Source organism: Streptomyces sp. NPDC008137, from assembly GCF_042957035.1.
Lineage (GTDB): Bacteria > Actinomycetota > Actinomycetes > Streptomycetales > Streptomycetaceae > Streptomyces.
On sequence record NZ_JBIBHN010000049.1, the window covers coordinates 1 to 25,161 of the forward strand.

General features: G+C 71.6%; 24 protein-coding genes and 1 tRNA gene. 10 read left to right on the forward strand and 15 right to left on the reverse strand.

Features of this window, described 5'->3' with window-relative positions; translation table 11 throughout:
- Window positions 1-128 precede the first annotated feature (128 nt).
- From ACFZBT_RS39125 to ACFZBT_RS39135, 3 genes are all read right to left on the reverse strand, one after another.
- Window positions 129-860, reverse strand: a complete 732-nt coding sequence (locus ACFZBT_RS39125) for a nucleotidyltransferase family protein (RefSeq protein WP_215120623.1) — start codon at window positions 858-860, stop codon at window positions 129-131.
- Window positions 861-961: 101 nt separating this feature from the next.
- Entirely contained in the window at window positions 962-1,417 is a 456-nt protein-coding gene (locus ACFZBT_RS39130; protein WP_391114779.1) for a hypothetical protein, read from the reverse strand.
- A 219-nt stretch (window positions 1,418-1,636) separates the two neighbouring features.
- Complete coding sequence (locus ACFZBT_RS39135) at window positions 1,637-2,719, reverse strand: sn-glycerol-3-phosphate ABC transporter ATP-binding protein UgpC (protein ID WP_391114781.1); 1,083 nt, start codon at window positions 2,717-2,719, stop codon at window positions 1,637-1,639.
- A 237-nt stretch (window positions 2,720-2,956) separates the two neighbouring features.
- Between ACFZBT_RS39135 and ACFZBT_RS39140 the strand changes: the two genes are divergently transcribed.
- Window positions 2,957-3,030, forward strand: a tRNA-Thr gene (locus tag ACFZBT_RS39140).
- A gap of 98 nt (window positions 3,031-3,128) precedes the next feature.
- Window positions 3,129-3,482 (forward strand): hypothetical protein, encoded by a 354-nt coding sequence (locus ACFZBT_RS39145; RefSeq protein WP_391114784.1) that lies wholly within the window; start codon window positions 3,129-3,131, stop codon window positions 3,480-3,482.
- A gap of 191 nt (window positions 3,483-3,673) precedes the next feature.
- Here the strand turns inward: ACFZBT_RS39145 and ACFZBT_RS39150 are convergent, their stop codons facing one another.
- The gene (locus tag ACFZBT_RS39150) at window positions 3,674-4,567 is read right to left on the reverse strand and encodes an aminoglycoside phosphotransferase family protein (RefSeq protein ID WP_391114787.1); all 894 of its coding nucleotides are present in this window, start codon (window positions 4,565-4,567) and stop codon (window positions 3,674-3,676) included.
- A gap of 137 nt (window positions 4,568-4,704) precedes the next feature.
- On the opposite strand from ACFZBT_RS39150, the gene ACFZBT_RS39155 reads away from it, so the two are divergent.
- Window positions 4,705-7,953, forward strand: a complete 3,249-nt coding sequence (locus ACFZBT_RS39155) for a Tat pathway signal protein (RefSeq protein ID WP_391114790.1) — start codon at window positions 4,705-4,707, stop codon at window positions 7,951-7,953.
- Between the two features lie 72 nt (window positions 7,954-8,025).
- Here ACFZBT_RS39155 and ACFZBT_RS39160 read toward each other — a convergent pair whose 3' ends face one another.
- A complete protein-coding gene (locus ACFZBT_RS39160) occupies window positions 8,026-9,009 on the reverse strand; it encodes a zinc-binding dehydrogenase (RefSeq protein WP_391114793.1) in 984 nt (327 codons plus the stop codon).
- A gap of 44 nt (window positions 9,010-9,053) precedes the next feature.
- Window positions 9,054-10,214, reverse strand: a complete 1,161-nt coding sequence (locus tag ACFZBT_RS39165) for an FAD-dependent oxidoreductase (protein ID WP_391114795.1) — start codon at window positions 10,212-10,214, stop codon at window positions 9,054-9,056.
- Between the two features lie 136 nt (window positions 10,215-10,350).
- On the opposite strand from ACFZBT_RS39165, the gene ACFZBT_RS39170 reads away from it, so the two are divergent.
- On the forward strand, window positions 10,351-11,046 hold the full coding sequence (locus ACFZBT_RS39170; RefSeq protein WP_391114799.1) for a pentapeptide repeat-containing protein: 696 nt from the start codon (window positions 10,351-10,353) through the stop codon (window positions 11,044-11,046).
- Window positions 11,047-11,062: 16 nt separating this feature from the next.
- Here the strand turns inward: ACFZBT_RS39170 and ACFZBT_RS39175 are convergent, their stop codons facing one another.
- Complete coding sequence (locus ACFZBT_RS39175) at window positions 11,063-11,719, reverse strand: hypothetical protein (RefSeq protein WP_391114801.1); 657 nt, start codon at window positions 11,717-11,719, stop codon at window positions 11,063-11,065.
- A 70-nt stretch (window positions 11,720-11,789) separates the two neighbouring features.
- Window positions 11,790-12,290: a hypothetical protein gene (locus ACFZBT_RS39180; protein WP_385657589.1), complete on the reverse strand. Its 501-nt coding sequence runs from the start codon at window positions 12,288-12,290 to the stop codon at window positions 11,790-11,792.
- Between the two features lie 38 nt (window positions 12,291-12,328).
- Here ACFZBT_RS39180 and ACFZBT_RS39185 point away from each other — a divergent pair, with 38 nt between their 5' ends.
- Window positions 12,329-13,723 carry a M1 family aminopeptidase gene (locus ACFZBT_RS39185; protein ID WP_391114804.1) on the forward strand — a complete coding sequence of 465 codons (1,395 nt, stop codon included), beginning with the start codon at window positions 12,329-12,331 and terminating at the stop codon, window positions 13,721-13,723.
- A gap of 130 nt (window positions 13,724-13,853) precedes the next feature.
- On the opposite strand, the gene ACFZBT_RS39190 is transcribed toward ACFZBT_RS39185, so the two are convergent.
- Window positions 13,854-14,429, reverse strand: coding sequence for a TerD family protein (locus ACFZBT_RS39190; RefSeq protein WP_030829245.1), 576 nt, complete (start codon window positions 14,427-14,429; stop codon window positions 13,854-13,856).
- A gap of 168 nt (window positions 14,430-14,597) precedes the next feature.
- On the opposite strand from ACFZBT_RS39190, the gene arfB reads away from it, so the two are divergent.
- On the forward strand, window positions 14,598-15,035 hold the full coding sequence (gene arfB, locus ACFZBT_RS39195; RefSeq protein WP_391114807.1) for an alternative ribosome rescue aminoacyl-tRNA hydrolase ArfB: 438 nt from the start codon (window positions 14,598-14,600) through the stop codon (window positions 15,033-15,035).
- Here the strand turns inward: arfB and ACFZBT_RS39200 are convergent.
- Together ACFZBT_RS39200 and ACFZBT_RS39205 are read right to left on the reverse strand one after the other, a co-directional pair.
- Window positions 15,032-15,511, reverse strand: coding sequence for a GNAT family N-acetyltransferase (locus tag ACFZBT_RS39200; RefSeq protein ID WP_391114810.1), 480 nt, complete (start codon window positions 15,509-15,511; stop codon window positions 15,032-15,034). The two genes, arfB and ACFZBT_RS39200, sit on opposite strands and share 4 nt — an antisense overlap.
- A 49-nt stretch (window positions 15,512-15,560) precedes the next feature.
- Complete coding sequence (locus tag ACFZBT_RS39205; RefSeq protein WP_391114813.1) at window positions 15,561-16,169, reverse strand: flavin reductase; 609 nt, start codon at window positions 16,167-16,169, stop codon at window positions 15,561-15,563.
- A 322-nt stretch (window positions 16,170-16,491) separates the two neighbouring features.
- Between ACFZBT_RS39205 and cdgB the strand changes: the two genes are divergently transcribed.
- Both cdgB and ACFZBT_RS39215 read left to right on the forward strand, forming a co-directional pair.
- A complete protein-coding gene (gene cdgB / locus ACFZBT_RS39210; RefSeq protein WP_391114815.1) occupies window positions 16,492-18,153 on the forward strand; it encodes a diguanylate cyclase CdgB in 1,662 nt (553 codons plus the stop codon).
- A gap of 119 nt (window positions 18,154-18,272) precedes the next feature.
- Window positions 18,273-19,229 carry a CBM35 domain-containing protein gene (locus ACFZBT_RS39215; protein ID WP_391114818.1) on the forward strand — a complete coding sequence of 319 codons (957 nt, stop codon included), beginning with the start codon at window positions 18,273-18,275 and terminating at the stop codon, window positions 19,227-19,229.
- A gap of 88 nt (window positions 19,230-19,317) precedes the next feature.
- Here ACFZBT_RS39215 and ACFZBT_RS39220 read toward each other — a convergent pair whose 3' ends face one another.
- From ACFZBT_RS39220 to ACFZBT_RS39230, 3 genes are all read right to left on the reverse strand, one after another.
- Window positions 19,318-20,247 (reverse strand): hexose kinase, encoded by a 930-nt coding sequence (locus ACFZBT_RS39220; RefSeq protein WP_391114821.1) that lies wholly within the window; start codon window positions 20,245-20,247, stop codon window positions 19,318-19,320.
- 114 nt (window positions 20,248-20,361) lie between these two features.
- The gene (gene nagA / locus ACFZBT_RS39225; RefSeq protein WP_391114824.1) at window positions 20,362-21,573 is read right to left on the reverse strand and encodes an N-acetylglucosamine-6-phosphate deacetylase; all 1,212 of its coding nucleotides are present in this window, start codon (window positions 21,571-21,573) and stop codon (window positions 20,362-20,364) included.
- Complete coding sequence (locus ACFZBT_RS39230) at window positions 21,573-22,514, reverse strand: ROK family protein (protein WP_391114827.1); 942 nt, start codon at window positions 22,512-22,514, stop codon at window positions 21,573-21,575. The genes nagA and ACFZBT_RS39230 overlap by 1 nt, the downstream gene beginning before the upstream one ends.
- 155 nt (window positions 22,515-22,669) lie before the next feature.
- On the opposite strand from ACFZBT_RS39230, the gene ACFZBT_RS39235 reads away from it, so the two are divergent.
- Both ACFZBT_RS39235 and ACFZBT_RS39240 read left to right on the forward strand, forming a co-directional pair.
- A complete protein-coding gene (locus ACFZBT_RS39235; protein ID WP_391114830.1) occupies window positions 22,670-23,923 on the forward strand; it encodes an extracellular solute-binding protein in 1,254 nt (417 codons plus the stop codon).
- A gap of 35 nt (window positions 23,924-23,958) precedes the next feature.
- Complete coding sequence (locus ACFZBT_RS39240; protein ID WP_391114833.1) at window positions 23,959-24,222, forward strand: DUF3263 domain-containing protein; 264 nt, start codon at window positions 23,959-23,961, stop codon at window positions 24,220-24,222.
- A gap of 109 nt (window positions 24,223-24,331) precedes the next feature.
- On the opposite strand, the gene otsB is transcribed toward ACFZBT_RS39240, so the two are convergent.
- Window positions 24,332-25,159, reverse strand: a complete 828-nt coding sequence (otsB, locus tag ACFZBT_RS39245) for a trehalose-phosphatase (RefSeq protein ID WP_391114836.1) — start codon at window positions 25,157-25,159, stop codon at window positions 24,332-24,334.
- Between the last annotated feature and the right edge of the window lie 2 nt (window positions 25,160-25,161).

Here is a 25,161-nt window from a genome sequence, read left to right on the forward strand (position 1 = left end):
CGCACCCGCACCAGCCACTTCGCAGCACTTCGCCCCGCCGACCACAAGGTCGACGGGGCGAAGTAGGAAGGCCCCGGATTAACCAACAGCATCCGTCCGGTGCGGGCCCTCCCTCACTTGTACGGCTCTCAGCGCCCCTGGGCGGCCAGTTCCTTCGCGGCCTCCGTCAGGTCCTTCGCCGTGTCGATGGCACGCCAATAAGACCCCTGCGGGATCGTGAACCCGGCCAGCCGCTGCTCCCGGGCCAGGCGGGGGAACGTCGTACGCTCATGGTCGCCGCGCTGCGGCAGCAGGCCCGCGAACTCGGGGGAGAAGACGTAGACGCCCGCGTTGATCTCGAAGGTCGACGGCGGGGCCTCGATGAAGTCGGTGATGTGGCCGAAGCCGTCCGTCCTCACCGCGCCCCACGGCAGGCGGGGGCGGGCCAGGGCGAGGGTCGCGATCGCGTCGCGCTCGGTGTGGAAGTCCGCCATGTCACGGAGCGAGAACCGGGTCCAGATGTCGCCGTTCGTGGCGTACCAGGGCTGGTCCGGGTGGGGCAGGTGAGCCGCCGCGTACTTGAGGCCGCCGCCGCGGCCGAGGGGCTCCGACTCCACGACCGTGGTGACGGAGACGGGCAGATCGGCGGTGTCCAGCCAGGTCTGCAGAACTTCGGCGAGGTGGCCGCAGGAGACGACCACGTCCGTCACGCCCTCTTCGGCGAGCCAGGAGAGCTGATGGCCGATGATCGGCGTCCCCGTCCCGGGGATCTCGACCATCGGCTTGGGCCGGTCGTCGGTGTACGGACGCAGCCGGGAACCCTGGCCGCCGGCCAGAACGACGGCTTGAACGGGGCGGGACGCGGCGCTCGGATCGCTCATGAGACCGAACTGTACGGTGCGTCCCGCCCGGGGAATGCGGCGGACGAGGGGTTCTGGCGTCTGCCGTTGTCGACTGCCCACCCGGTGGCAGGGCGGTGTGCTCAGCTGTGTGCGGCGGCGACGCCTGTGGCAAAGGCGGTGTCGCAGACCGGGCGGGCGTAGGACTGGGCGCGCGTCGGGCCGTAGACCCGGACGGCGGCCTGGCCGAGGGCGCGGGCGAGGGAGGCGCAGTGCCGGGCCAGCGACGGGCGTTCGTCGACGGCCTGCTGGAGGTGGGTGAGGGCGACCCCCGGGTTCTCCTGCTGCAACTCGGTCAGCAGCTTGTCCCGCAGGACGTCCTGCGGGGCGCGCTTGGCGGTGCGCGAGGCGCCGGCGGACGTGGCGGTGTCCGCTGCGGTGAGCACCGGGTCGGAGGAGCCCCCCGACCAGTTGACTCGGCTCACCGCGAGGGTCCCGGAGAGCACCAGGACGACGGGCAGGACGAAAGCGAGGGTGCGGCCGATTCGCCGGGCGGGGCCCCGGCCGCGTCGCGTCTGTTGGGTAGTGGAGTGCTTCACGCGTGTGAGGGTAGCGCGGGGTAATGGAATGTAGACATTTAGTCACCGGTTCGGGGGATGAGAGAGGGCCCTTTTCTGGGTAGGGGGTTGACGCACACTGCTCGAAACGTCCGGTCTGCCGGGGTATTTGTCGACAACGAGAAAGGCCCCGCAGCGCTCTGCGGGGCCTTCTTCGTCAACCCGGGTGAATTACCCCGGGTCGGGTGTTTGCGGGTGCCGTCAGTCGGACAGGCGGGCGCCGGTCGACGTCGAGAACACGTGGGTCTCGCCGGAGCGGGGCACGATGTGCAGCTGGCTGCCCTTCTCCGGGACGTCACGGCCGCTGACGCGGACGACGAGGTCCTTGGAGTCGTCGCCGACCTTCGCGGTGCCGTAGACGTAGGCGTCGGCGCCGAGCTCCTCGACGACGTTCACGGTGACCGCGAGGCCCTGCTCGGCGTCCGAGACGTCGAAGTGCTCGGGGCGGACGCCGACGGTGACGGTCTTGTCGGTGGCGGCGGCGATCGCGTCGCGCTGCACCGGCACGACCGACTTGCCGAACTTCACGCCGCCGTCGGTGATCGGCACCTCGACCAGGTTCATCGCGGGGGAGCCGATGAAGCCGGCCACGAAGAGGTTGGCGGGCTTGTCGTACATGTTGCGCGGGGTGTCGATCTGCTGGAGCAGACCGTCCTTGAGGACCGCCACACGGTCGCCCATCGTCATGGCCTCGACCTGGTCGTGGGTGACGTAGACGGTGGTGATGCCGAGGCGGCGCTGCAGGCTCGCGATCTGCGTACGGGTGCTGACGCGGAGCTTGGCGTCCAGGTTGGACAGCGGCTCGTCCATGAGGAACACCTGCGGCTCGCGCACGATGGCGCGGCCCATGGCGACACGCTGGCGCTGACCGCCGGAGAGCGCCTTCGGCTTGCGGTCCAGGTAGTCGGTGAGGTCGAGGATCTTCGCGGCCTCCTCGACCTTCTGCCGGATCTCCGCCTTGTTGACGCCGGCGATCTTGAGCGCGAAGCCCATGTTGTCGGCGACGGTCATGTGCGGGTAGAGCGCGTAGTTCTGGAACACCATGGCGATGTCCCGGTCCTTCGGCGGCAGGTGGGTGACGTCGCGGTCGCCGATGCGGATGGCGCCGGCGTTGACGTCCTCGAGCCCCGCGAGCATGCGGAGCGAGGTGGACTTGCCGCAGCCGGACGGGCCGACGAGGACGAGGAACTCGCCGTCCTCGATGTCGATCTCCAGCGCGTCAACAGCGGGCTTCTCGGTGCCCGGGTAGATCCGGGTCGCCTTGTCGAACGAGACAGTGGCCATGATGAGTGAACCCCTTCTACCGGCAGGAACGTGCCGGACGATCCGAGTAGGAAGGCGGTGCCACGACGGTGATCCGTTGTGGTGTAGTCCACGCGTGTGAACTGGCTCAGGACCGTACCTGGCGTTCACCTCGTCTGTCAGTACCTCCAGCCCTGTGAACTTCGCGGAAATTTTCGACGGGGCCCCTCGGGGACCTGGGTACACTGCTCGGGCACGTGCGGGTGCACACCCGTACGGGCCTCCTTAGCTCAGATGGCCAGAGCAACGCACTTGTAATGCGTAGGTCGTCGGTTCGAATCCGACAGGGGGCTCCCTTGGACCCCAGGTCAGCGGTTGGCTGACCTGGGGTTTTCCTTGCTCCGGAAGTTGAACTGCGGCTGACTGGCAACGGTGCCGAGGGGGAGTGGGCATGGGCGACTGGGTCGTGATCGCGGAGTACTACAGCGACGTGTGGAGGACCGAGTTCATCTGTCGTGGGCAGGAAACGAAGGACGAGGCGTTGAAGGCGCTCCGTGCTGCCCTGCACACGTATCTGCCGAGCAAGAACATCGTCGAGAAGCGGCGCCGTGTGTATCGCTTCGCCGACCAGGAGTCGTACGTGGTGGTGATCAAAGGCAAGCTGACGGAATGGGAGTGCACCCTGCGCATCGCGGAGCTGATCTCGGACTCGACCGACCCGGCCGTGGCCGAGCGGGCGGAGATGGACGACGGCGCGGCGGAGCCTGTTGACGGGCCGCGGGACCGGATCCCGCCCGGCTACTGAGCGGCGGGCCGAACGCTGCTGGGGTCAGTCGCTCCGCAGAAGCCTCGGCATGGTGTTCAGCCGGGACACGTGGAAGAGGCGGCTTCGGGCGGCCGTCGTTCACCAGCCCATGTCATCTGCCGCCTCTTCCTGGGCGGCAGTGATCTCTTCCTACGAGGGGCCCGGTCCGCACCCCCTCCGGGCCCGGGCTTTCACCCGCTGCGTAGGCGGCGGGCGATGTCGAGCTGGTCGTCGTCGAGGGGGCGGCCGTCCTCGATGTCCCACAGGGTGTTCTGGAGGAGGCGGGCGAGGGTCCAGGCCCGGGCTCGGGGGCGGTCGAGGGCGAGGATGTCGGTCATGGCGTCGAAGCGCCAGAGGATGTCGTCGGGGTCGTAGCGGCTGGCGAGGGCCGGCCAGAGTTCGAAGCCGGGGTCGCCCGCGAGGGGCTTGGGATCGATCGCCAGCCAGGGGGCGCGGTCGGAGGCGAGGACGTTCTCGTCGTGGAGGTCCCAGTGCAGGAGGCGGTCCCCAGGGTCGTCGACGACTTCGCGTACGGCGGCCGCGCAGTCGGCGATCAGGCGGCGGGACCCGGGGTCGGGGATGCGGTCGAGGGCCCACGGGGTCTGGTCGAGCATGGCCCGGGCGATGTCGCCGAGGCGGCGCAGGCCGGGCGGGGCGGGGAAGGAGGTGAGGTGGGCGAGGAGCTCCGCGATCGTGACGACGGCCTGGTGGGGGTCCGGGACGTGGGACAGCATGCGGGTCTCGTCGAGGCGTTCCAGGAGCATGGTGCCGGTGGGCTCGTCGTGGGCGAGGAGGCGGACCGCTCCGTCGCCGTTCCAGACGCGCAGCGCCACCGGTTCGCCTTCGCTCTCCTCGTCGAGGAGCTGGAGCTTGAGGGCGGCGGGGGTGTCGTCGGGGCGGCGCAGGACCGGCAGGACCAGGGCGGAGACGCCGTGCATCGGGGGGCCGTCGGGTTTCAGGTCCCAGTGGTCGAGGAATTGGGCCGTCCGCTCCGGCAGTCCGTCGATGAAGGCGCGGCCCGCTTCGCCGTTGAACTTCTCCTGTGATGCGGCCAGTTCGCGAGGGATCTCGATCACTGTTCGCACGGTAGTGGGGGGAGCCGGGGGCGGCAGGTGATTTCGGGGCCGCCCGAGGTGGGGCGGGGTGGTGGTATCTCGCGGGCGGTATGTCGCACCTGTGTGCGATCATCTCGCCAACCATCAATGATCCAGGGGGGATTGTCATGTCGTACGCCGACGCCCGCGCGTCCCGAAGACCGAGACGGGCGCGGGTCCTCGCGTCCGCCGCCGTCGTCTCGCTGTTCGCCTCACTGCTGAGCCTGACGGGGGCGGGGGCCGCGCAGGCCGACGACCCCGAGTGCGCGGCGCTCGCGCTCGCCCCGTTCGGGGACCCGGGGGACGCCGTCGGCAGAGTGACCGTCCCGGCGCAGAGCAGCGCCTGCTTCACCGTGACCGCCGGATCGGCCGGTCCGCACCTGGTGACCCTGGACGACAGCGGCAACAACGCCCACGCCGAGTTGTACGACGCCGACGGGGCCCAGATCGACTGCTACGCCGACGAGGCCCGCACCGAGGGCTGGTGCCAGGTGCCCGCGGCGGGTACGTACACCCTCAAGGTCGTCAACAGCGGCTGGGTGGACGACGAGAAGGCCGAACTCACCGTCGTCCCGCTCGGCTCGGGCACCCGCGGCTGCGCCGAGCCCGTCGGCACCGGCTGGAACCTGGATCCGGTGTTCAGGAGCGCGGCGAGCCCGCTGGCCGTGGACTGCCAGGCCTTCGAGGGCCGGCCCGGTGAGCGGATCAGGCTGAACCTGCAGCGGAAGGTGTACGGCGAGTCGGTCGCCTGGATCACCGACGAGTCCGGTGCCCGGATCTGTGAGCGCTTCCCGGAGGACGGCGAGGACAGCTGTGTGCTGCCCGGCGACGGCCCCTACCGGGTGCTGTCGAGCGTCTCCCGCTCCGAGAACGGCTTTCCCGCCGCCTACGCGCTCCAGGTGCGCCGGCTGAACGACCCGCAGGGCTGCACGGCCGCCTCCGTCCTGCCGTACGGGCCGCTGAAGCCGCAGGACTTCAGCACCGACCTCTGCTACACCTTCACCGCCGGGCGGGCCGGGCCGTACACCGTGCACGCCGTGGACGAGGACCGGTCGGCCGGCGCGGTCCGGGTGTACGACGCCGAGGGGCTGACCGTGTGCGACTCCGGCACCGACCCGTGCCGGATCCGTGAGGCGGGTACGTACACCGCCGTCCTGGGCGGTTACCCCTTCGAGGTCTCCCGGGACCGGCCGGCCGTGTTCGACCGGGCCTCCGACGCCGGCTGCGAGGAGATCGGGACCGGCCTGTACAAGGGCGAGCTGAGCACGGTCGGGCAGTACGACTGCCTGACGCTGCCCGTGCCGAAGGGCGCCCGGATCGCCGCGCTCACCGCGAACTCCTCGGCCGGGCTGACCCCCGAGGTGGAGGTCCTGGACCGCGCGGGCACCCCGCAGTGCGACAGCGAGGCGCTCGGGGACGGCGACTGCGCGCTGACCGGTGAGGCTCCGTACCGCGCGCTGGTGCACACCGAGGACAGCGGCGACACGGCCACCGGCCCCTACGCGGTCGCCTTCCACCGCACCGACGCCGCCGAGGGCTGCCCCGCCCTGGCCGCGGGCAGTTTCGCCCCGGGCGGCGCGAAGGCCACGCTGACCACGGGCGGCGGCGTCTTCTCGCACTGCCTGGGCATCCCCGCCGACGCGCACTCGAAGGCGGAGCTGCTCCAGCTGACCGCGACCTCGGGCACCGCTCCTGCCGGTTTCTCGGTGCTCGACTCCGACGGCAAGCGCGTCTGCGACCGCTACGCCACCACCGACGGCTGGACGATCTGCTCGCTGACCCCGGACAAGGCCCACACCGTGCTGGTGACCGGCCGGGACGAGGCCGCGACGTACAGCCTGACCCGGCGTGACGTCACGGCCGGAGCGTCCGCAGCGGGCTGTACGGCGACCGCCGCGGTGAAGGTCGGCGGGGCGTCCCTGAAGAGCGCGTACGCGGCGCCGGGCACCATCAACTGCCACCAGGTGACCACCGGCGCGGCGACCGACGTCGTACACGTCGACGTGCGGGACGCGCTCGGGACCGCCAACAGCGCGGTGGTCGCCGGGGACGGCCGCGTGGAGTGCTCCTTCCGCAACGCGTCCTGCGCGGTGAGCGGTTCGACCACCCACCAGGTTCTCGTGCAGACGCCGGCCCACCTCAAGGCGGCGCCCGAGTACCGCCTGGACCGGCTGCGGATCGCCACCGCCGACGGGCCCGCCCCGGAGTGCGTGAAGGCGCCGTCCGTGGCGTTCGGATACGGGCCGGTCACCGGCACCCTGGACGAGTCGCGCACCGCCGTGTGCGCGGCGCTGCCCACCGCGGGCTTCGACCGGTTCGACACCGACATCAAGGACACGGCGGGCGCGGGCGTCAAGGCGGTACCCGTGCTCTACGACACGTCCACCTGGAAGAACGGCTGCACGCGTTTCCTCCCGGAGGACTACGACTGCGGCGTCCAGGGCTCGTCCTCCGCGAGTACGCCATCGCTGTTCCTGCTCGGCCTGCCGGAGAAGGCGTCGAGCACGGCCTACAGCGCCGAGCTCATCTGCTCGTCCGCGCTGTGCGGCACGGAGAAGACGAACGTCACCGCCGTCAGCCCCGACACGGGCGCCACCGGCGGCAAGGTGAAGCTCACGGTCACCGGCACGGCGCTCGGGAAGGACGTCACGGTCCGGCTGAGCCAGGCCGGCAAGACGATCGAGGCGAAGGCGGACTCGGTCGCCGCGGACAACCGGACGGTGACCGCGACCGTGGACCTGACGGGCGCGGCGACCGGCACCTGGAACGTCAGCGTGATCACGCGCGGCTGGGAGTTCCAGCGCGGCACCTTCACCGTGACGCCCCGGCCCTCGCTGGAGAACACGGCGGCACCGAAGGTGACGGGCACGCCCAAGGTGGGCGCCGAGGTCACCGCGGCGCCGGGCACCTGGTCGGGGGCGCCGACGTCGTACACGTACCAGTGGAAGGCGGACGGGGCCGCGATCGGCGGTGCGACGGCGTCGGCGTACCGGATCCCGGCGGCGCAGGCCGGCAAGAAGATCAGCGTGACCGTGACGGCGGTCAGGAGCGGCTGGCAGAGCGGGTCGGCGTCCTCGGCGGCGGTGACCGTGGCCAAGGGCGACGCGCCCAAGGCGACGAAGCCGCCGGTGATCAGCGGGACGGCCAAGGTCGGCAAGACGCTGAAGTCGTCGGCCGGGACGTGGAGTCCGGCGGCCTCGTCGTACGGGTACCAGTGGTACGCGAACGGTACGGCGGTCAGCGGGGCGACCAAGTCCTCGCTCGTGCTGAAGGCGGCGCAACAGGGCAAGAAGATCACCGTGAAGGTGACGGCCCACCGCGCGGGGCACAAGGACGGGTCGGCGGTGAGCGCGGCGACGAAGGCGGTCGCCCGCTGATCTGCCGGTCAGATCTCCTTTCGGGAGGGCCCCGTTTGCGAGCGGGGCCCTCCTCGGCGTCCTGTCAGGACGTCACGGCTCCAGGACCACCTTGCCCGTCGTGCCCCGGCTCTCCAGCGCCCGGTGCGCGGCCGCCGCCTCGCGGAGCGGGAAGCGCTGGACGGCCGGGGTGAGCCGGCCGGCGGCGGCCTCGGCGAGGGCGCTTAGTTCGAGGGTGCGCAGGGGGTCGGGGCCGCCGGCCTTCCCCAGCATCGCGGGACCGAGGACCTGTTCGGAGACGCCGTCGACGAGGTAGGGCTCGCCGTCGAGGATGCCCTGGCCGGACCAGCCGAAGACGATGTGCTTGCCGTCGGGGCCGAGGAGGGCGACGGCTTCGCGGGCCACGTCGCCGCCGACTCCGTCGAAGACGACGGTCGCGGTCCGGCCGCCGAGGTGGGCGCGGACCTTCGCGGGCCAGGCCGGGTCCTTGTAGTCGACGGCGAGATCCGCTCCGTTCGCCTGCACGCGGGCGACCTTCTCCGGCCCGCCCGCGAGGCCGATGACGGTCGCCCCGGCGTTCCTGGCGTACTGGACGATCAGCGTGCCGATGCCTCCGGCGGCGGCCGGTACGACGGCCACCGAGCCGGGGCCGAGGTCGGCGAACTGGAGGATCCCCATCGCCGTACGGCCCGTGCCGATCATGGCGACGGCCTCGGCGAAGTCCAGGTTCTCCGGGATCTCGTGCAGGCGTTCGGCCGCGGTGACGGCCAGTTCGGCGTACCCGCCGGGGACGAAGCCGAGGTGGGCGACGACCCGCTTGCCGAGCCAGTCGCCTGTGACATCGTCACCCAGGGACTCGACGACCCCGGCGACCTCGCGCCCCGGGATGGTGGGAAGCGGCGTCTGCTCGGCCAATGGCCCGCCCCGCATGCCCTCGCGCAGGGCGGCGTCCAGGAGGTGGACGCCCGCCGCCCGTACGGCGATTCGGACCTGTCCGGGGCCGGGCCGGGGGTCCTCGACCCGCTCGTGGATGAGGTTCTCGGCCGGGCCGAAGGCGTGCAGGCGGATGGCGTGCATGTGAGGCTCCTCGTGTCGCGGTGGTCTGCGGCAAGCCTCCGACCTCAAGCTTGCTTGAGGTCAAGCTCCCGCCGGCCGAGGGCCAGGGACACCGCCGTCAGGGCGCTGTTGAAGGAGACCTCCGAGAGCACGCCGGGGGCGGCGACCTGGTCGCCGGCCAGATAGACACCGTCGCCCCGGTCCACGGCGGGCCGGTCGCGCCAGCTGGTGCCGGGCAGGTCGACCGCGCCCGTACGGCCGTTCGCGACGGACGCGCGCCGCCACGTGACGCGCTCGCGCCAGCCCGGGAACCCCAGGTCGAGCAACTGCTCGGCGCGGGCGGTGCCGTCGGACTTGGACTCGTGCGGGGCGAGGGGGATCTGCCCCTGGATGAGCTGCTCACCGGCCGGGGCGAGGCCGCGGTCCTGGGCGGTGAACCGTTCGAGCCAGCCGGGCGCGTCCAGGTCGGAGACCGCGAAGGCGTCCCCGCGCCGCGTGCGCACGGCCAGGTCGACGAGGGCGGTACGGCCGCTCGGCCAGGTGAGGGAGTCGTCGCCGAGCAGCCGCCGGGCGGCATCGAGGGAGGTGGCTACGACGACCGGTGTGTCGGTGGGGAGCGTGTCGACTCGGGACAGGGTCTCCATCCTCACGCCCAGGTTCCAGGCCCGGGCGGCCATCCGGTCGATGAGGCTGCCCCATCCGCCGCGCGGGTAGTGGGCCTCGGGCGGCAGCTTGGTGGCCCGGCGCAGGCGCTCCTGGACGAACGCGGCGGACAGGGAGCCGGGGTCGTGGTGGAAGAGGGCGACGGCGGAGTAGTGCGCGGCGGCCCGGGCGCCCTCCTCGCCCGCGACGCCGGTCGCCCAGGTCAGGAAGTCGACGTCCACCGGCGCCTGCCGGGTGGTCCGGCGCAGCAGCTTCAGCATCGGGAAGGGCGGGGTGCGGCGCAGCACGCCGTGGTGGCGCAGGCGTAGCCGGGCGGCCTCCAGGGGCGGGAGCGGGGCGAGCGGGCCGAGGAGGCCGCGCTGCTTGAGCCAGGCCCAGTGCGGGCCTCCGCTGTAGAGGGCGTGCGGTCCCTCGTTCGTGCGGCACGGGCCCTCGGCGGTGCGGGCCCGGCCGCCGAGGGTGTGGTGGGCTTCGTGGAGGGTGACCTTGACGCCCGCCTCGGCGGCGGTGATCGCGGCGGTCAGTCCGGCGAAGCCGCCGCCGATGACGGTGATGCGGTGCATGGCTGGGATCTCCCTGGGGCCTGAGGTCGGTAATCGCCTTCGGGAGTACGACCGCCCGCAGGGCCCGGAATGTGACATGACCGGTGTTCGCGCAGGTCAGGGGGTGTTGTCAGTGGTGGGGTGCAGCATGGGGGGCATGGCGAGGAGAGCGACGGGCGGTACGGGTGTGCCCCGCGGTGCGGGTGTGAAGGGCGCGCGGCGGCCGGAGGTACGGCTGCCCGTGCTGGAGCCGTACGGGGGCGGTGAGCTGGAGCCGGACGGGGACTACGACGGGCTGGAGTTCCGGGACGCGGACTTCACCGGGCAGGACGGGGCGGGGGCCCGTTTCATGGACTGCGCGCTGACGGGGTGCGCGCTGGACGAGACGCGGCTGCGGCATGCCCGCTTCCTGGACTCGGCCCTCACCGGCGTCCGGGGTGTCGGCACCGACCTCTCCGAGGCGACCCTGCGGGACGTGGAGCTGACCGATGCCCGCCTGGGCGGGCCGCAGTTGCACGGGGCGGTGCTGGAGCGGGTGCTGATCCGCGGCGGCAAGATCGACTATTTGAATCTGCGCACGGCCCGGCTCAGAGACGTCGTCTTCGAGGGCTGTGTCCTCGTCGAGCCGGACTTCGGGGGCGCCCGCCTGGAGCGGGTGGAGTTCGTGGACTGCGCCCTGAGAGGGGCCGACCTCCACGCGGCGACCCTCGTGGACGTCGACCTGCGCGGGGCCGCGTCGCTGGAGATCAGCCGGGGTCTCGACCGGCTGTCGGGGGCGGTGATCAGTACGGCGCAGCTGCTGGATCTGGCGCCGGTGCTGGCGGTGGAGTGGGGGATCAGGGTGGAGGGCTGACTCCGCACGCTCACCCTCAGTACTCGTACCAGCCCCCTGACCCCGCCTGCTCCGGCCAGTCGTAGGACTGGTGCAGGCCTATGAGGGCGTTGACCAGACGGGGGTCGAGTTCATGCCTCAGCAGCCGGTAGTCCTCGGCCACCGCGCGGAAGACGAGGTGGGCGCGGTGGGAGCCGTCCCGCCAGGTGATGCGCCGGGGCGGACGGAAGCCGTCGTCGATCTCCGCCATCAGGGCCAGGAGCACGAAGAGGAGGTAGACCGGCAGCCCGAAGGGCCACCACAGCGCCCACCACACCAGCCGGCCCTCGTACCCGTGCAGGACGGGCCCCGCCGCCGGTTCCACGGTCCAGCGTCTGCGGCCCCACCGGAAGGCGCGGCGCCGCCGCAGGGTGATCCGCCCGAGCGGGGCACCGTACGGATCGAGGACGTGGTACACCGCCGGGCGTCCGCTCAGCCGTGACCCCAGGGCCTGTTCCGTCACGACCCGGGCGACCGGCGCCCCGTCCTCGGCGCGCAGGTGGAAGGCCCGCAGTGAGCGCAGCCGGTCCGGGGCGGGGCTGTCGGGGTCCCGGACCAGCCGGGCGGAGGTGCCCTGCAGTGGGCCCTCCCCGCTGACGACAGCCGGTGGGACCACCCTGTAGTCCACGCCGTAGGTCACTTGCCCGTCGGTCATGCGTCCGTTCTCCCCGTGTCCGTCGCCGCTCGTCGCAGGGTGATCGTGTCAGCCTGGTAGCGGTCCGCTGTCAGGAGACCCTGGGAAAACGGGCCTGGAGGGTCCAGATCGCCGGGTTCTCGGCGAGGTCGTCGTGCAGATCGGTGAGGTCGGCGATCAGGTCGTGCAGGAAGTCCCGGGCTTCGCGGCGCAGTTCGGAGTGGGAGACGGTGAGCGGGGGCTCCTCCGCGCGCATCCAGTCGGCCTCGATGTCCACCCAGCCGAAGCGGCGCTCGAACAGCATCCGGTCCGTCGACTCGGTGAAGTCCAGCTCCGCGCGCTGCGGCCGGGACGCCCGCGAGCCCGCCGGGTCCCGGTCGATCCGCTCCACGATGTCGCACAGCGCCCACGCGAAGTCGAGCACCGGCACCCATCCCCAGGCTGTGGACACCTCGTGGTCGGTCTTGGTGTCCGCCAGGTAGACGTCACCGCAGAACAGGTCGTGCCGCAGCGCGCGGACGTCCGCACGGCGGTAGTCGGTCTGCGGCGGGTCCGGGAAGCGGTTGGAGAGGGCGTAGCCGATGTCGAGCACGGGGGTGATGCTGTCACGGCCCCCATAGGATCGAGAGCGTGGCCCGGTCCGTACGTCTTGTCCCCGCCCTGCTCGTCTCCGCTCTCGCCCTCACGGCCTGCGGCGGCGGAGTCCACGGAACCCCGGGCGGCTCCGGCGTCCGCGACCCCTACTTCCCGAAGGCCGGCAACGGCGGCTACGACGTCACCCACTACGGCCTGCGCCTCGCCTACGACCCGGACGCCCACCGCCTCACCGGCACGGCCACCCTCACCGCCCGCGCGACCAAGGACCTCACCGCCTTCAACCTGGACCTGATCGGCCTGGAGGTCGGCAAGGTCACCGTCGGCGGCGAGACGGCCCGCTGGAACCGCGCCGGGCACGAGCTCACCGTCCGGCCGCGCGCGGACCTCGGCCGGGACGAGCCGTTCCGCGTGACCGTCCGCTACTCCGGGGCGCCAGAGACCGTCACCGACCCGGACGGCTCCGAGGAGGGCTGGCTGCGCACCGGCGACGGGGTGCTCGCGCTGGGCGAGCCGACGGGGTCGATGGCGTGGTTCCCCGGCAACCACCACCCGTCCGACAAGGCGTCGTACGACGTGACGGTGACCGTGCCGAAGGGGCTGCGGGCCGTCTCCAACGGGGAGTTGCGCGACGTCACGACCGCGAAGGACGGCCGTACGACGTTCAGCTGGCACTCCGCCGAGCCGATGGCGAGCTACCTCGCCACACTCGCGATCGGCCGCTTTGACATCGCCCGTTCCACCGCCCGGGACGGTCTGCCCGTGTACACGGCCGTCGACCCGGAGGAGCGGGGGGCGAGCCGCGCGGTGCTCGCGCGCATCCCCGAGATCCTGCGCTGGGCGGAGAAGCGCTTCGGCCCCTACCCCTTCTCCTCCACCGGCGCGATCGTCGACCGCGCGCCCGAGGTCGGCTACGCCCTGGAGACCCAGACGCGCCCCGTCTTCCCCGGCGCCCCGGGCCTCACCCTCCTCGTCCACGAACTCGCCCACCAGTGGTACGGCGACTCCGTGACGCCGGAGAGCTGGCGCGACATGTGGCTCAACGAGGGCTTCGCGACGTACGCGGAGTGGCTGTGGCGGGAGGACCACGGCGGGGAGAGCGCCCAGCAGTCCTTCGACGCGCTGTACGAGAACGGGGAGAAGACGTACAAGGACCTGTGGGCGTTCCCGCCCGCGAAGCCGGTGGATGCCGCGAACATCTCCGGCGATCCCGTCTACCAGCGCGGTGCGATGGTCCTCCACAAGATCCGTCAGGCCGTGGGCGATGACAGGTTCTTCGCCATCCTGCGGGGGTGGGCCGCGGAGTATCGGTACGGGAACGCGGACACGGCCGATTTCACGGCGTACGTCGAGGAGCGGGTGCCGGGGGAGGACTTCGAGGGGATCTGGGAGGAGTGGCTGTACGGGGAGGGGAAGCCGGAGCGGGCGTGATCAGTCGCCGGGTGCGGGTTGAGTGTGGCTGGTCGCGCAGTTCCCCGCGCCCCCAAGAAAGACGGCGGAGCCCCCGGGCCTTCACAGGCCCGGGGGCTCCGCCGTCAGAACCGAAGCTCGGCGTCGTCCGTCAGACGTTCACGCCGAAGTCTTGGGCGATGCCGACCAGGCCCGAGGCGTAGCCCTGGCCGACGGCGCGGAACTTCCACTCCGCGCCGTTGCGGTAGAGCTCGCCGAAGACCATGGCCGTCTCCGTGGCCGCGTCCTCGGACAGGTCGTAGCGGGCGATCTCGGCGCCGCCGGCCTGGTTGACGATGCGGATGTAGGCGTTGCGGACCTGGCCGAAGTTCTGCGAGCGGTTCTCGGCGTCGTAGATGGACACCGGGAAGACGATCTTGTCGATGTCGGCCGGGAGGGCGGCGAGGTTGACGTTGATCGCCTCGTCGTCGCCGGCGCCCTCACCCGTGCGGTTGTCACCGGTGTGGACGATCGTGTTGTCCGGGGTCTGCTTGTTGTTGAAGAACACGAAGTGGGCGTCCGAGTAGACCTTGCCCTGCGTGTTGACCGCGATCGCGGAGGCGTCGAGGTCGAAGTCCGTGCCGGTGGTGGTGCGGACGTCCCAGCCGAGGCCCACGGTGACGGCGGTCAGGCCCGGAGCCTCCTTGGTGAGCGAGACGTTGCCACCCTTGGACAGGCTTACAGCCATTGTTGGGAGTCCCTTCCCTCGTTTACGTACGGCAGTACGGCAAAGCAGCTGCGGCAAAGAAGCTACAGCTACCCCCCTGAACGTGGAGAGGGGTACGCGAGGTTCCAGCTCCTTTACTTTCTTTACTCGCGATTATTGGGATGACGTGGACCGGACAGAGGCGGGAACATGGACGGCATGTCTGGTCCCCACGTCATCCGCGGCTCCGTCTCCCTGCCCGAGGCCGAGCTCATGTGGCGTTTCTCGCGGTCCTCGGGGCCCGGCGGACAGCACGTCAACACCAGTGACTCGAAGGTCGAGCTCAGCTTCGACCTGGCGAGGACCGAGGCGCTGCCCGAGGTGTGGAAGCAGCGGGCGCTGGAGCGGCTGGCCGGGCGCCTGGTCGACGGAGTCGTCACCGTACGGTCCTCCGAGCACCGCTCCCAGTGGCGCAACCGCGAGTCCGCCGCCGTACGCCTCGCGGCGCTGCTGGCGGAGGCCACCGCGCCCCCGCCCAGGCCACGCAAGCCGACCCGGATCCCCCGGGGGATCAACGAGCGCCGGCTGCGCGAGAAGAAGCAGCGCTCGGAGACCAAGCGGGGGCGCTCCGCGCGGGACTGGAGTTAGGGCCTGTCGTCGGTCAGCTCCAGCAGCCCCACCGTCTGGCCCCCGCTGTTCTCCCCGTCCGGGCGGAAGCCGAGTCCCAGGTAGAAGCCCTCGGGGCCGTTCGGGCCCGGGTGCCAGGTGACGTAGAACTTCTCGGTGCCGCGCCGCCGCAGCTCGGCGGCGACGGACTCGACGGCGAAACGGCCGTACCCCTTGCCCTGCTCCCCGGCCGCGATGTTCAGCCGCCACAGGCCCGAGCGGAACTCCCTGCCGTCGCCGTACCAGTCGATGCCGAGGCAGGCCATGAGGAAGCCGACCGGGCGGTCGCCGTCGACGATCAGGCGGGGCCAGGCGATGGCGCCGTGCGCGTACGCCTCGGCGAGCGACTTCACGACCGGCGCGACCGCGTGTTCCTGGTCGGGGCGGACGTGGATGCCGAGGGCGGCGTCGAGGTTTCCGGCGGTGATCTCTTCGAGATGGAGGCCCGTCGTCGTCATGCGCGCACCCTAGGGTCGACGATCACGGCCGGGCCACCGGATTTCCGCCTCAGCCCAACTGCCGGTACCGCCCCCGGAAGTACGCCAGCGGCCCGCCCTCCGCGCTCGGCACACGGGCGGTCAGCACGCGGCCGATGACCAGCGTGTGGTCGCCGGCCGGTACGCGCTGCTCGGTGCGGCACTCCAGGACGGCCAGGGCGCCGCCCACCAGGGGTGCCCCGGTGTACTCGCCGCGCGTGTACGGGATGTCGGCGAACAGCAGCCGGTCGCTGACCCGGCCCTTCATGGCGAACCGGCCCGCGATGTGCCGCTGGCTCTCGGACAGGACGGACACCGCCCACTGGGGCTGCTCGTCGAGCAGCTCGTCCATGCGGGAGCCCTCGCGCAGGCTCACCAGCACCATGGGCGGGTCCAGGGACACCGACATGAAGGCCGTGGCCGTCATGCCCACGTCCTCGCTGCCGGGCGCCGTTGGGTCGTCCGGGTCGAGCGGCGGCTCCTGCGCGGTCACCAGGACCACGCCCGAGGCCAGCCGGGACATGGCGGCGCGGAACTCGTCGTTGCTCACCCCCTCAGCATGCCCGGAGGCGGGCGACGGAATGATCGAGGACGTGGCGGACGGGACGACCGGGGATGTGGCAGGGGGAGTGTTCGGCACACCCGAAACGCTAATCTCCGCCCCGCGCGTTCCGCATCGGACTCCCGCCTGATCAGGGTCTTAGGACCCGCGACCGAGCTCCTCGCGAAATCGTGCCCAACGCCACAAATAATGCGCTCACGCGCGCACCGGGAAAACGCAGAAACTTCACTCAATTGTTCAGCTTTACCTGTGACTTGAGTCACAAGGGGCAAGAATTGTTGACCCTGTGTACCGAGTGAGCAGCGCGCTGTGATTCAGTGGCGGGGAAGCTGCCAGGACGTACGCCGATGAGAACCCTTGATTCTTGATTCGCTGCGAGGTACTCGGGGGGAGGGCGAGCATGGAGACCGAGTCGGAGCCTTACGTCCGTCTTGCGTCCCTGCGACAACTGCACCAGGTCATGGCCGACATGAACACGGCCCGCAGCCTGGCGGACACATTGCAGACCGTCGCGGAGGGCGTCGTCGCCGCTCTCGGGTACGAGATGGCGTGCGTGAACCTCGTACGCCCCGACGGCGACCTCGTCGTCGCCGCCTTCGCCGGGAACCCCGCCGCCGAGGCCCTCATCACCGGCCGCGTCGGCTCGCGCGAATCCTGGGAACGCCGGCTCGGCATGGGCGAGCACTGGGGCGACCTGGTGTTCATACCCCACACCGAGGGCTGGGTCCTCGACGACGACGACGTCCCGCAGTGGTACACCGACGGCCCCGCGCCCCGCTTCGAGGACGAGTGGCACCCGGCCGACCGGCTCTTCGCTCCCATGTACGCGCCCGCTCCGAAGGGCAGCGGTACATGCGGCGAGCTGATCGGCGTGCTCTCCGTGGACCGCCCGCGCAACGGCCGCCGCCCCGGGGCCTGGGGCCGCGAGGCGCTCCAGATGTACGCCTTCCAGGCCGCCATCGCGATCAGCAACGCCCGGCTGCGGGCCAACATGCAGCGCGCGCTCGTCCGGCTGGAGCGCGAGCAGCAGGCGCTGCGGGCGAGCGAGGAAAGCTTCCGGCAGGCCTTCGAGTACGCCCCGTCCGGCATGGCCATCGCCGAGATGGGCGGCGACCAGCACGGCCGGATCCTGCGCACCAACGACGCCCTGTGCCGGCTGCTGGGCCGCCCCGCCTCCGCGATGCGCCGCTACTCCTTCTCCGACCTGGTACACCCCGAGGACATAGGCACCCTGCTGCGCACCTCCGCCGAGGGCGGCCGCGCGGAACTCCGCCTGGGCCGCCGCGACGGCACGTACGTGTGGGTGTCGCTGCGCAACAGCGTCGTCGCGGACGCCGCCGACGGGCCCCGCTTCCTCCTCACCCACGTCGAGGACATCGAGGAGCGCAAGCGCCGCGAGCTGCAGCTCGCCCACCGCGCCTCGCACGACTCGCTCACCGGCCTGCCGAACTCCGCCGAGCTGCGCTCCCGCCTCTCGTCGCGGCTCTGCCGGCGCGCCACGCCCCCGCACTCCGCCGTCGCCGAGTCCCATGACGCGGCCTACGGCCACCCCGCCTTCGACGTCGTGGGCCCCGGCTTCGACTTCCGGCAGGGCGCCGAGCCGTACGACGCCTACGACCACCATGTGCACACCGTCGCCCCGGACGGCGACCACGACGACGGTACGAAGGGCCTCGCCGTCCTCTTCTGCGACCTCGACGGCTTCAAGTCGATCAACGACCGGTTCGGGCACAACGCGGGTGACGCGGTTCTCATCGAGGTCGCCCGGCGGCTGAGCGGCGGCGTCCGCGACGGCGACACGGTCGCCCGGCTCGGGGGTGACGAATTCGTCATCCTCGCCGACGGGCTCGGCCGCGCCGACGCGCAGGACCTCGCGGTCCGCCTTCGTAACGAGATCATCCAGCCCATCCGCGCCGAGGGGCGTGCCGTCCGGGTCGGCGCCAGCTTCGGCATCGGATGGGCACACTGTGGAATGACGGCGGACGAAGTGTTGAAATCCGCTGACGAGCGCATGTACGTCGAGAAACGATCTCGTCCCAAACAACACAGACGCGCTGGGTGAACCCGAGGTCAGCGAGTTGATGCGGTCTGAGTCACCTGTTTGGGTCACTGGGAGCGGGTAGGCTCGCTGTCTTACGACCCGTACCGCATTGCACCGCACCTGACTGAGGAGACCAAGGGATGACGCCCGGCAACAACGGCGCGAGCACGCCCGAGGACGACGACCCGTTCGGCTATCTCTACGCCGACGGGCAGGCCAACGGAGCCCAGCCGCCGTCCGGGGGCTACGGCTACCCGAACTCGGTCAACAGGGTGCGGGCGGTCGGCACGCGCTCCTACGGCCAGCAGCCGCAGGCGGGCGCGGGCCAGACCGCGGCGTACGGCCAGGCCCCGCAGCAGCAGGGCGCGTACGGCCAGCCGAACGCGCACTACGCGGCCCCGGAGACGCTGCCGGGCGGCGCGCAGACCGCGCAGCAGCAGCTGCCGGGCGGCGGAGGCGGCCGGGGTGGCCGCGGCCCCAACACCAAGGGCCTGCTGATCGGCGCGGTCGCGGTGGTCGCGGCGGTCGTCGTCGGCATCGGGATCGCCATGGCGAGCGGCGACAAGGACGACAAGAAGTCCGAGGATCAGGCCGGCTCCGGCCAGAGCCAGTCCCAGAGCAGCGAGCCGACTCCGTCTGCCAGCAAGAGCGCGGCGAGCCAGGCCGAGCTGCCGAAGGTCGACGCGAAGGCCCTGCGCCTCAGCCCCGGCATGTCGACCGCGTCGGAGTTCAAGGGCGCGAAGGCCGACGGCGGGGTCTATGTGACGGGCTTCAACCAGGTCGGTGCCAAGGTCACCTGGACAGTGGACGGTATCGAGAAGGCCGGCACCTACACGCTCTACGTGAACTACGGCGTCCCGGGCACGGACGCCGACGCCACCCTGGTCATCAACGGCGATGCCGTCTCCAGGCCCTTGAGCATGAAGAACTTCGGGAACTCACCCAAGGGCGACTGGGAACAGGGCTGGAAGAACACCTGGGCCACGGTGAACCTGAACAAGGGCACCAACACGATCGAGCTCGCCTGCAACGAGGGCAACAAGTGTGACGCGGTCCTTGACCAGTTCTACCTCGAGAAGGGCAACCGGTCGAGCTGATTCGTCGACGGCGGCCGTCCCCCACACAGCGTGGGGGACGGCCGCCGTCGTATGTGCGGGGAATGAGGTCAGCTCACTCTTCACCGGCCTACGCTGCAGATGCCTCACCTGTCACGGTGACCCGCCCCAGCAGCTCCTCGTACACCCCCCGGTCGAACTCCCCCGCCACCGGTGCTGTCACCGTCGCCGACGACAGGGCGACCGCCCGGGTAAGGCGATCCGGCCAGGGAAGGTCCTCCACCAAGCCCGATATCAGGCCCGCGACCGCGGAGTCGCCGGCGCCTGTCGGGTTGCCTCGGACGAGTGCCGGTGGGGTGGCGCGCCAGCGGCCCTCGGGGGACACCGCCAGCAGGCCTTCCGCGCCCAGGGACGCGACCACCGCGTGCGCACCCCGGCGGCGGGCGTCCTGGGTGGCTCGCAAGGGGTCGTGGGAGCCGGTCAGTTCTGCCAGTTCGTCGGTGTTGGGCTTGATGATGTCGGGGCGGGCGGCGACGCCTCGGCGTAGAGGCTCGCCGCTGGTGTCCAGGAGGACCGGGACCGAGCAGGAGCGGGCCGTGCGGACCAGGCCCGCGTACGCGCCCACCGGGACGCCTGGTGGGAGGCTGCCGCACAGGGCTACTGCCGAGGCGGACGCCAGCAGGGTCTCGTAGGCCTCCTGGAAGGCCGACCACTCGGTGGGGGTGATCGTCGGGCCCGGTTCGTTGAGTTGCGTCGTGTCGCCGGTCAGGTCGTCGGCCACGGCGATCGTGCGGCGGGTCGTGCCCGTGATCGGGATCAGAGCGTCCACGATGCCCGGCACGGGGGCCAGGAGTTCCTGGACGACCCGGCCCGTCGCACCGCCCGTGAATCCCGTCACCGTCACCTCGTGCCCGAGGGCCGCGAGCACCCGGGCCACGTTGACGCCCTTGCCGCCGGGGCGTTCCGTCACCTCGGAGACGCGGTGGGAGCTGTGCGGCCGGAGGGACCGTACGCGGTAGGTGATGTCGAGAGCGGTGTTCAGTGTGACCGTGAGGATCACCTGGGCCGACCTCCCCCGGACGCGCTTGTTGCCGTGAACGTTCCCTGATCATGCCAAAGAGACGGCGGTCGGCCCAGTCCTGGACTCGGCCACCGTCTCCCGACTGGGGGATGATCAGCCCAGTTGGGGACCCACCACCCATTCACCCCTGCGCATCACGCCCTTCAACTCGAAATCCGAGTCCAGGAGCACCAGGTCCGCGTCCTTGCCCGGTTCCAGGGAGCCGATCCGGTCGGACATGCCGAGCAGGCGGGCGGGGGTCGCCGAGAGGGCCTGTACCGCGTCCCGGACGGAGAGGCCGTCGATCGTGACCGCCCGTTTGAAGGCGCGGTCCAGGGTGAGGGTGGAGCCCGCGATCGTGCCGTCCTCGACCAGGCGGGCCACGCCGTCGGCGACCTCCACCTCCAGCGGGCCGAGCCAGTAGCGGCCGTCGCCGAAACCGGCCGCGTCCATCGCGTCCGTGATGAACGCGACCCGTGACGCGCCCGCGTGGTGGAACGCGAGCTGGAGTGCGGCGGGGTGCAGGTGCGTGCCGTCGTTGATCAGCTCGACCGTGATCCGGTCGTCCTCCAGTAGCGCCGCGATGGGGCCGGGGGAGCGGTGGCCCAGGGGCGGCATCGCGTTGTAGAGGTGGGTGGCGACCGTCGCGCCCGCGTCGATGGCCTCGACCGTCTGCTCGTAGGTCGCGTCCGTGTGGCCGATCGCCGCGATCACGCCCTGGTCGGCCAGGAGGCGTACGGAGTCCAGGCCGCCGGGGAGTTCGGTGGCCAGCGTGACCATCTTGGCGTGGCCCCGGGCCGCCTCGACCAGCTTGCGGACGTCCGCGGGGTGCGGGTCGCGCAGGAGGTCCTCGGCGTGGGCGCCCTTGCGGCAGGGGGAGATGAACGGGCCCTCGAAGTGGACGCCGGCGATCTCGCCCTGTTCGGCCAGCTCGCTCAGCAGGCCGGCGCGCTGGGAGAGGAAGTCCATGTCGCCGGTGACGGTGGAGGCGACCAGGGTGGTCGTGCCGTGCAGGCGGTGGGTGTGGATGCCCTTGAGGATGTCCTCGGCCGAGCCGGAGGTGAAGGAGGCTCCGCCGCCGCCGTGGTTGTGGAGGTCGACGAAGCCGGGGATGACGTAGTGGTCTGTTACGTCGATGACCTGGGCGTTTTCCGGGGCGGTGGTGGTGATGCGGGTGCCCTCGACGACGACCCGGCCGTTTGTGATCGTTTCCGTGGGGAGGACGACGGTCGCGCCGGTCAGGACCGTGGGGTGTCCGGACGTCGCGGGGTGCGGGTGAGTGGGGGCTGGTCGCGCAGTTCCCCGCGCCCCTGAGGGAGTTGCCATCAGGTGGTTACCTCCGAACGGTCGGTCTGGTCGAGGAGATCCCAGGCCAGGAGCCCGGCGCCCAGACAACCGGCCGCGTCACCCAGAGCGGCGGGGACGAGTGCCGGCTGCTTCTGGAAGGTGATGCGGCGGCGGATCGCTTCCCGCAGCGGCGTGAAGAGCGTCTCCCCGGCTTCCGCCAGGCCGCCGCCGATGATCAGGGTGCGCGGGTCGAGCAGGGTGAGGGCCGTGACCAGGCCGTCGGCCAGGGCGTCCACGGCGGCCTGCCAGACTGCCCCGGCCCTCGGGTCGCCGGACTCCACCGCCTTCGCGCAGTCGGCCGCGTCCGCGTCCGGGTCGCCCGAGGCCGCGGCCCAGGCCTCGCTGACGGCCGCCGCCGAGGCGAAGCGCTCCAGGCAGCCGTGCTGCCCGCACGGACAGGGGGCTCCGCCGGGCCGTACGACGATGTGGCCGATCTCGCCCGCGAAGCCGTGCGCGCCCGACTCGACCCGGCCCTCGACGCCGATGCCGCCCGCGATGCCGGTGCCCAGTGCCACGAACAGGAACCGGTCGGCGCCGCGGCCCGCGCCGACCCGCCCCTCGGCGAGCGCGCCGGTGCGCACGTCGTGGCCGAGGGCGACCGGGACGCCCAGCCGTTCCGCGAGGGCGTCGCGCAGCGGGACGTCGCGCCAGCCGAGGTTCGCGGCGTAGACGGCGGTGCCCCGCGCCTCGTCGACGATGCCGGGGACGGCCACGCCGGCGGCGGCCGCGGGCGTGCCGAAGTGCTCGGCGCCGTAGGCGTGCAGCTCGGCGGCGAAGTCGAGGATGCCCGCGACGACGGCCTCCGGGCCCTGCTCGCGTCCGGTGGCCCGGCGGGACCGGTGCAGCACCTCGCCCCCGGGCCCGGCCAGAGCGGCCTTCATTCCGGTGCCGCCCACGTCGAGGGCGATGACATGTCTCACGGAACCCAGTGTGACCCGGGGACCCGCGAGAGGTCTAGTCCACTCGCGTGGTGTAGACCTTATTCCGAATATCGAAAAGTTTTCGGCGGCGGACCACGCCAGGATTTGGCGGGCTCCGCCAGGGTTGGGGAAGAACAGCGGTGCAGCGGCGGCGGATGGCAGGAACGATCGCGGTGGTGTCCGCACTGGGTATGACGGCGGTCCTCGGCGGCTGCGGTGTGACGGGCGGCTCGGGCGACGTGACCCTGAAGCTGGTCGCCGCCGACTACGGCGACAGCAAGGCCAACAGCTCCCAGAAGTACTGGGACAAGCTCGTCGAGGAGTACGAGGCCGACCACCCCGGCGTCAAGATCGACGTCAGCGTCTACTCCTGGAACGACGTCGACCGCAAGGTCCGGGAGATGGTCGCCGCCGGTGACCCGCCGGACATGGCGCAGATCGGCTCGTACGCCGGTTACGCGGCCCGGAACCAGCTCTACAAGGCCGACGAACTGCTCTCCATACCCACGCAGGCCGACTTCGTCGGGCAGCTGGCCTCCGCGGGGCAGGTGAAGGGCGTGCAGTACGGCATGCCGTTCGCCTCCTCCACACGCGTGCTCTTCTACAACAAGACCCTCTTCGCCGAGGCCGGCATCACCCCGCCGAAGACCTGGGACGACCTGGCCGACGACGCCGAGGCGCTCAAGGCGGAGGGCGTGACCTACCCGTACGCGCTGCCCCTCGGCCCGGAGGAGGCGCCTGCCGAGGCCATGCAGTGGATGCTCAGCGGCGGGGGCGGCTACACCGACAGCGTCGACGGCTACGGCATCGACGCCCCGGAGAACGTCGACACCTTCACCTGGCTGAAGGACGAACTGGTCGGCAAGAACCTGAACGGGCCGGTCGCGCCCGGGGAGCTCAACCGGGCCGACGCGTACGCCGCCTTCGCCAAGGGCGAGGTCGGCATGGTCAACGGGCACCCGTCGCTGATGAACATCGCCGCGAAGAAGGGCGTCAAGTACGGCATGGTGCCGACGCCGGGCAAGGAGGGCACGAGCAAGTCCACGCTCGGTGTCGCCGACTGGATGACGGCCTTCCGCAAGAACGGCAACCGCGACCAGGTCGGCGACTTCCTCGACTTCGTCTACAGCGAGAAGAACGTGCTGGCCTTCTCACGCGAGTACGACCTGCTGCCGGTCACCACCTCCGCGTCCGGGACCATGTCCGCCTCCGAGCAGGACCGGCACCTCAGGCCGTTCCTGGAGGAGCTGCTGACGTCCGAGCTCTACCCGGTCGGCAAGACCTCTTGGGCCGACGTCAGCGCCGAGATCAAGCAGCGGATCGGCAAGGCCGTCGCCCCCGGCGCCAGCCCCTCGGCCGTCCTCGGCCGGCTCCAGGCGGAGGCGTCCCGGGCGGAGAACGCGGAGTAGTCCGGTTGTCGGTGGCGGGCGTTACGGTGCCTGGCATGGACGAGGACGACGCGCACACCGAGGGCTCGGGTGAGCCGGGGCTCGGGCGCCGGGAGCGGGACATTCTCGCGCTCGAGCGCCGGAGCTTTTCCGGGCCCGGTGCGAAGGAACGGGCCGTGCGGGAGGAGCTGGGGCTCGCGCCCGTGCGCTACTTCCAGCTTCTCAACGCCTTGCTGGACGACCCCAGGGCCCTCGCCCACGATCCCGTGACGGTGAATCGGCTGCGGCGGATACGGGAGAGGCGGCGGGCGGAGCGCTGAGGGCCGTGGGGCTGATCGGCCGTCGCGGTGTGCGGGTGCGTGGGGGCTGGTCGCGCCCACGCGGCGGAGCCGCACATCGATACAGCCCCGCGCCCCCTTCGGAGGCGCTTCAGCTGAGCTGGGCCGCCAGTGCCGTCAGTAGGTTCACTACTCCCTCCGGACCGTCCACCACCAGGTCCGCCCGTTCGCGCAGCTCGGTCACCTCGTCGCTGCCGCTGCACACCAGCAGGCCCGGGGTGCCGTCCGCGCGGAGGCGGTCCACGGCCGAGTAGGCGGGCAGGTCGCCCAGGTCGTCGCCGCCGTAGAGGACGGAACCGGCACCGATCTCCTGGGCGAACTCGGTGAGGGCGACGCCCTTGTCCATGCCGGGCGGGCGGAGTTCGAGGACCATGCGGCCGGGCTCGACGATCAGGCCGTGCCGGGTCGCCAGGGCGGTGAGCGGCTCGCGCAGGGACTCGAAGGCGGCCTGCGGGTCGGCGGCCCGGCGGGTGTGCACGGCCACCGCCCGGCCCTTCTCCTCGACCCAGGTGCCGCTTCCTTCGAGCAGCCCGGGCAGTTCGGCGCGGACGGCCTCGACGCCGGGGTGCGGCTCGGGCGCGCTGATCTCGCCGCTGCGGGCGTCCCACCGCTCGGCGCCGTAGTGCCCGAGGACGACGAGGTGTTCGAGACCGGGTACGTCCGCGAAGCCGCCGTTGCGGACCGCGACCTCGGCCGGGCGGCCGGTGATCACCGCCACGGCGGCCACCTTCGGCGCGAGCGCCGCCAGCGCCCCCAGCGCCTCCGGATGGGCCCTGGCCAGCTCCGGATCGGCCACGATCGGCGCGAGCGTCCCGTCGAAGTCCAGCCCGATCAGCGCCTCGGAGGGCCGCGCGAGGAGGGCGTCGAGACCCTCCTGCCCGGCCTTCGTGACGGGCGTCGGCAGTGCTTCCGCGCTCATCG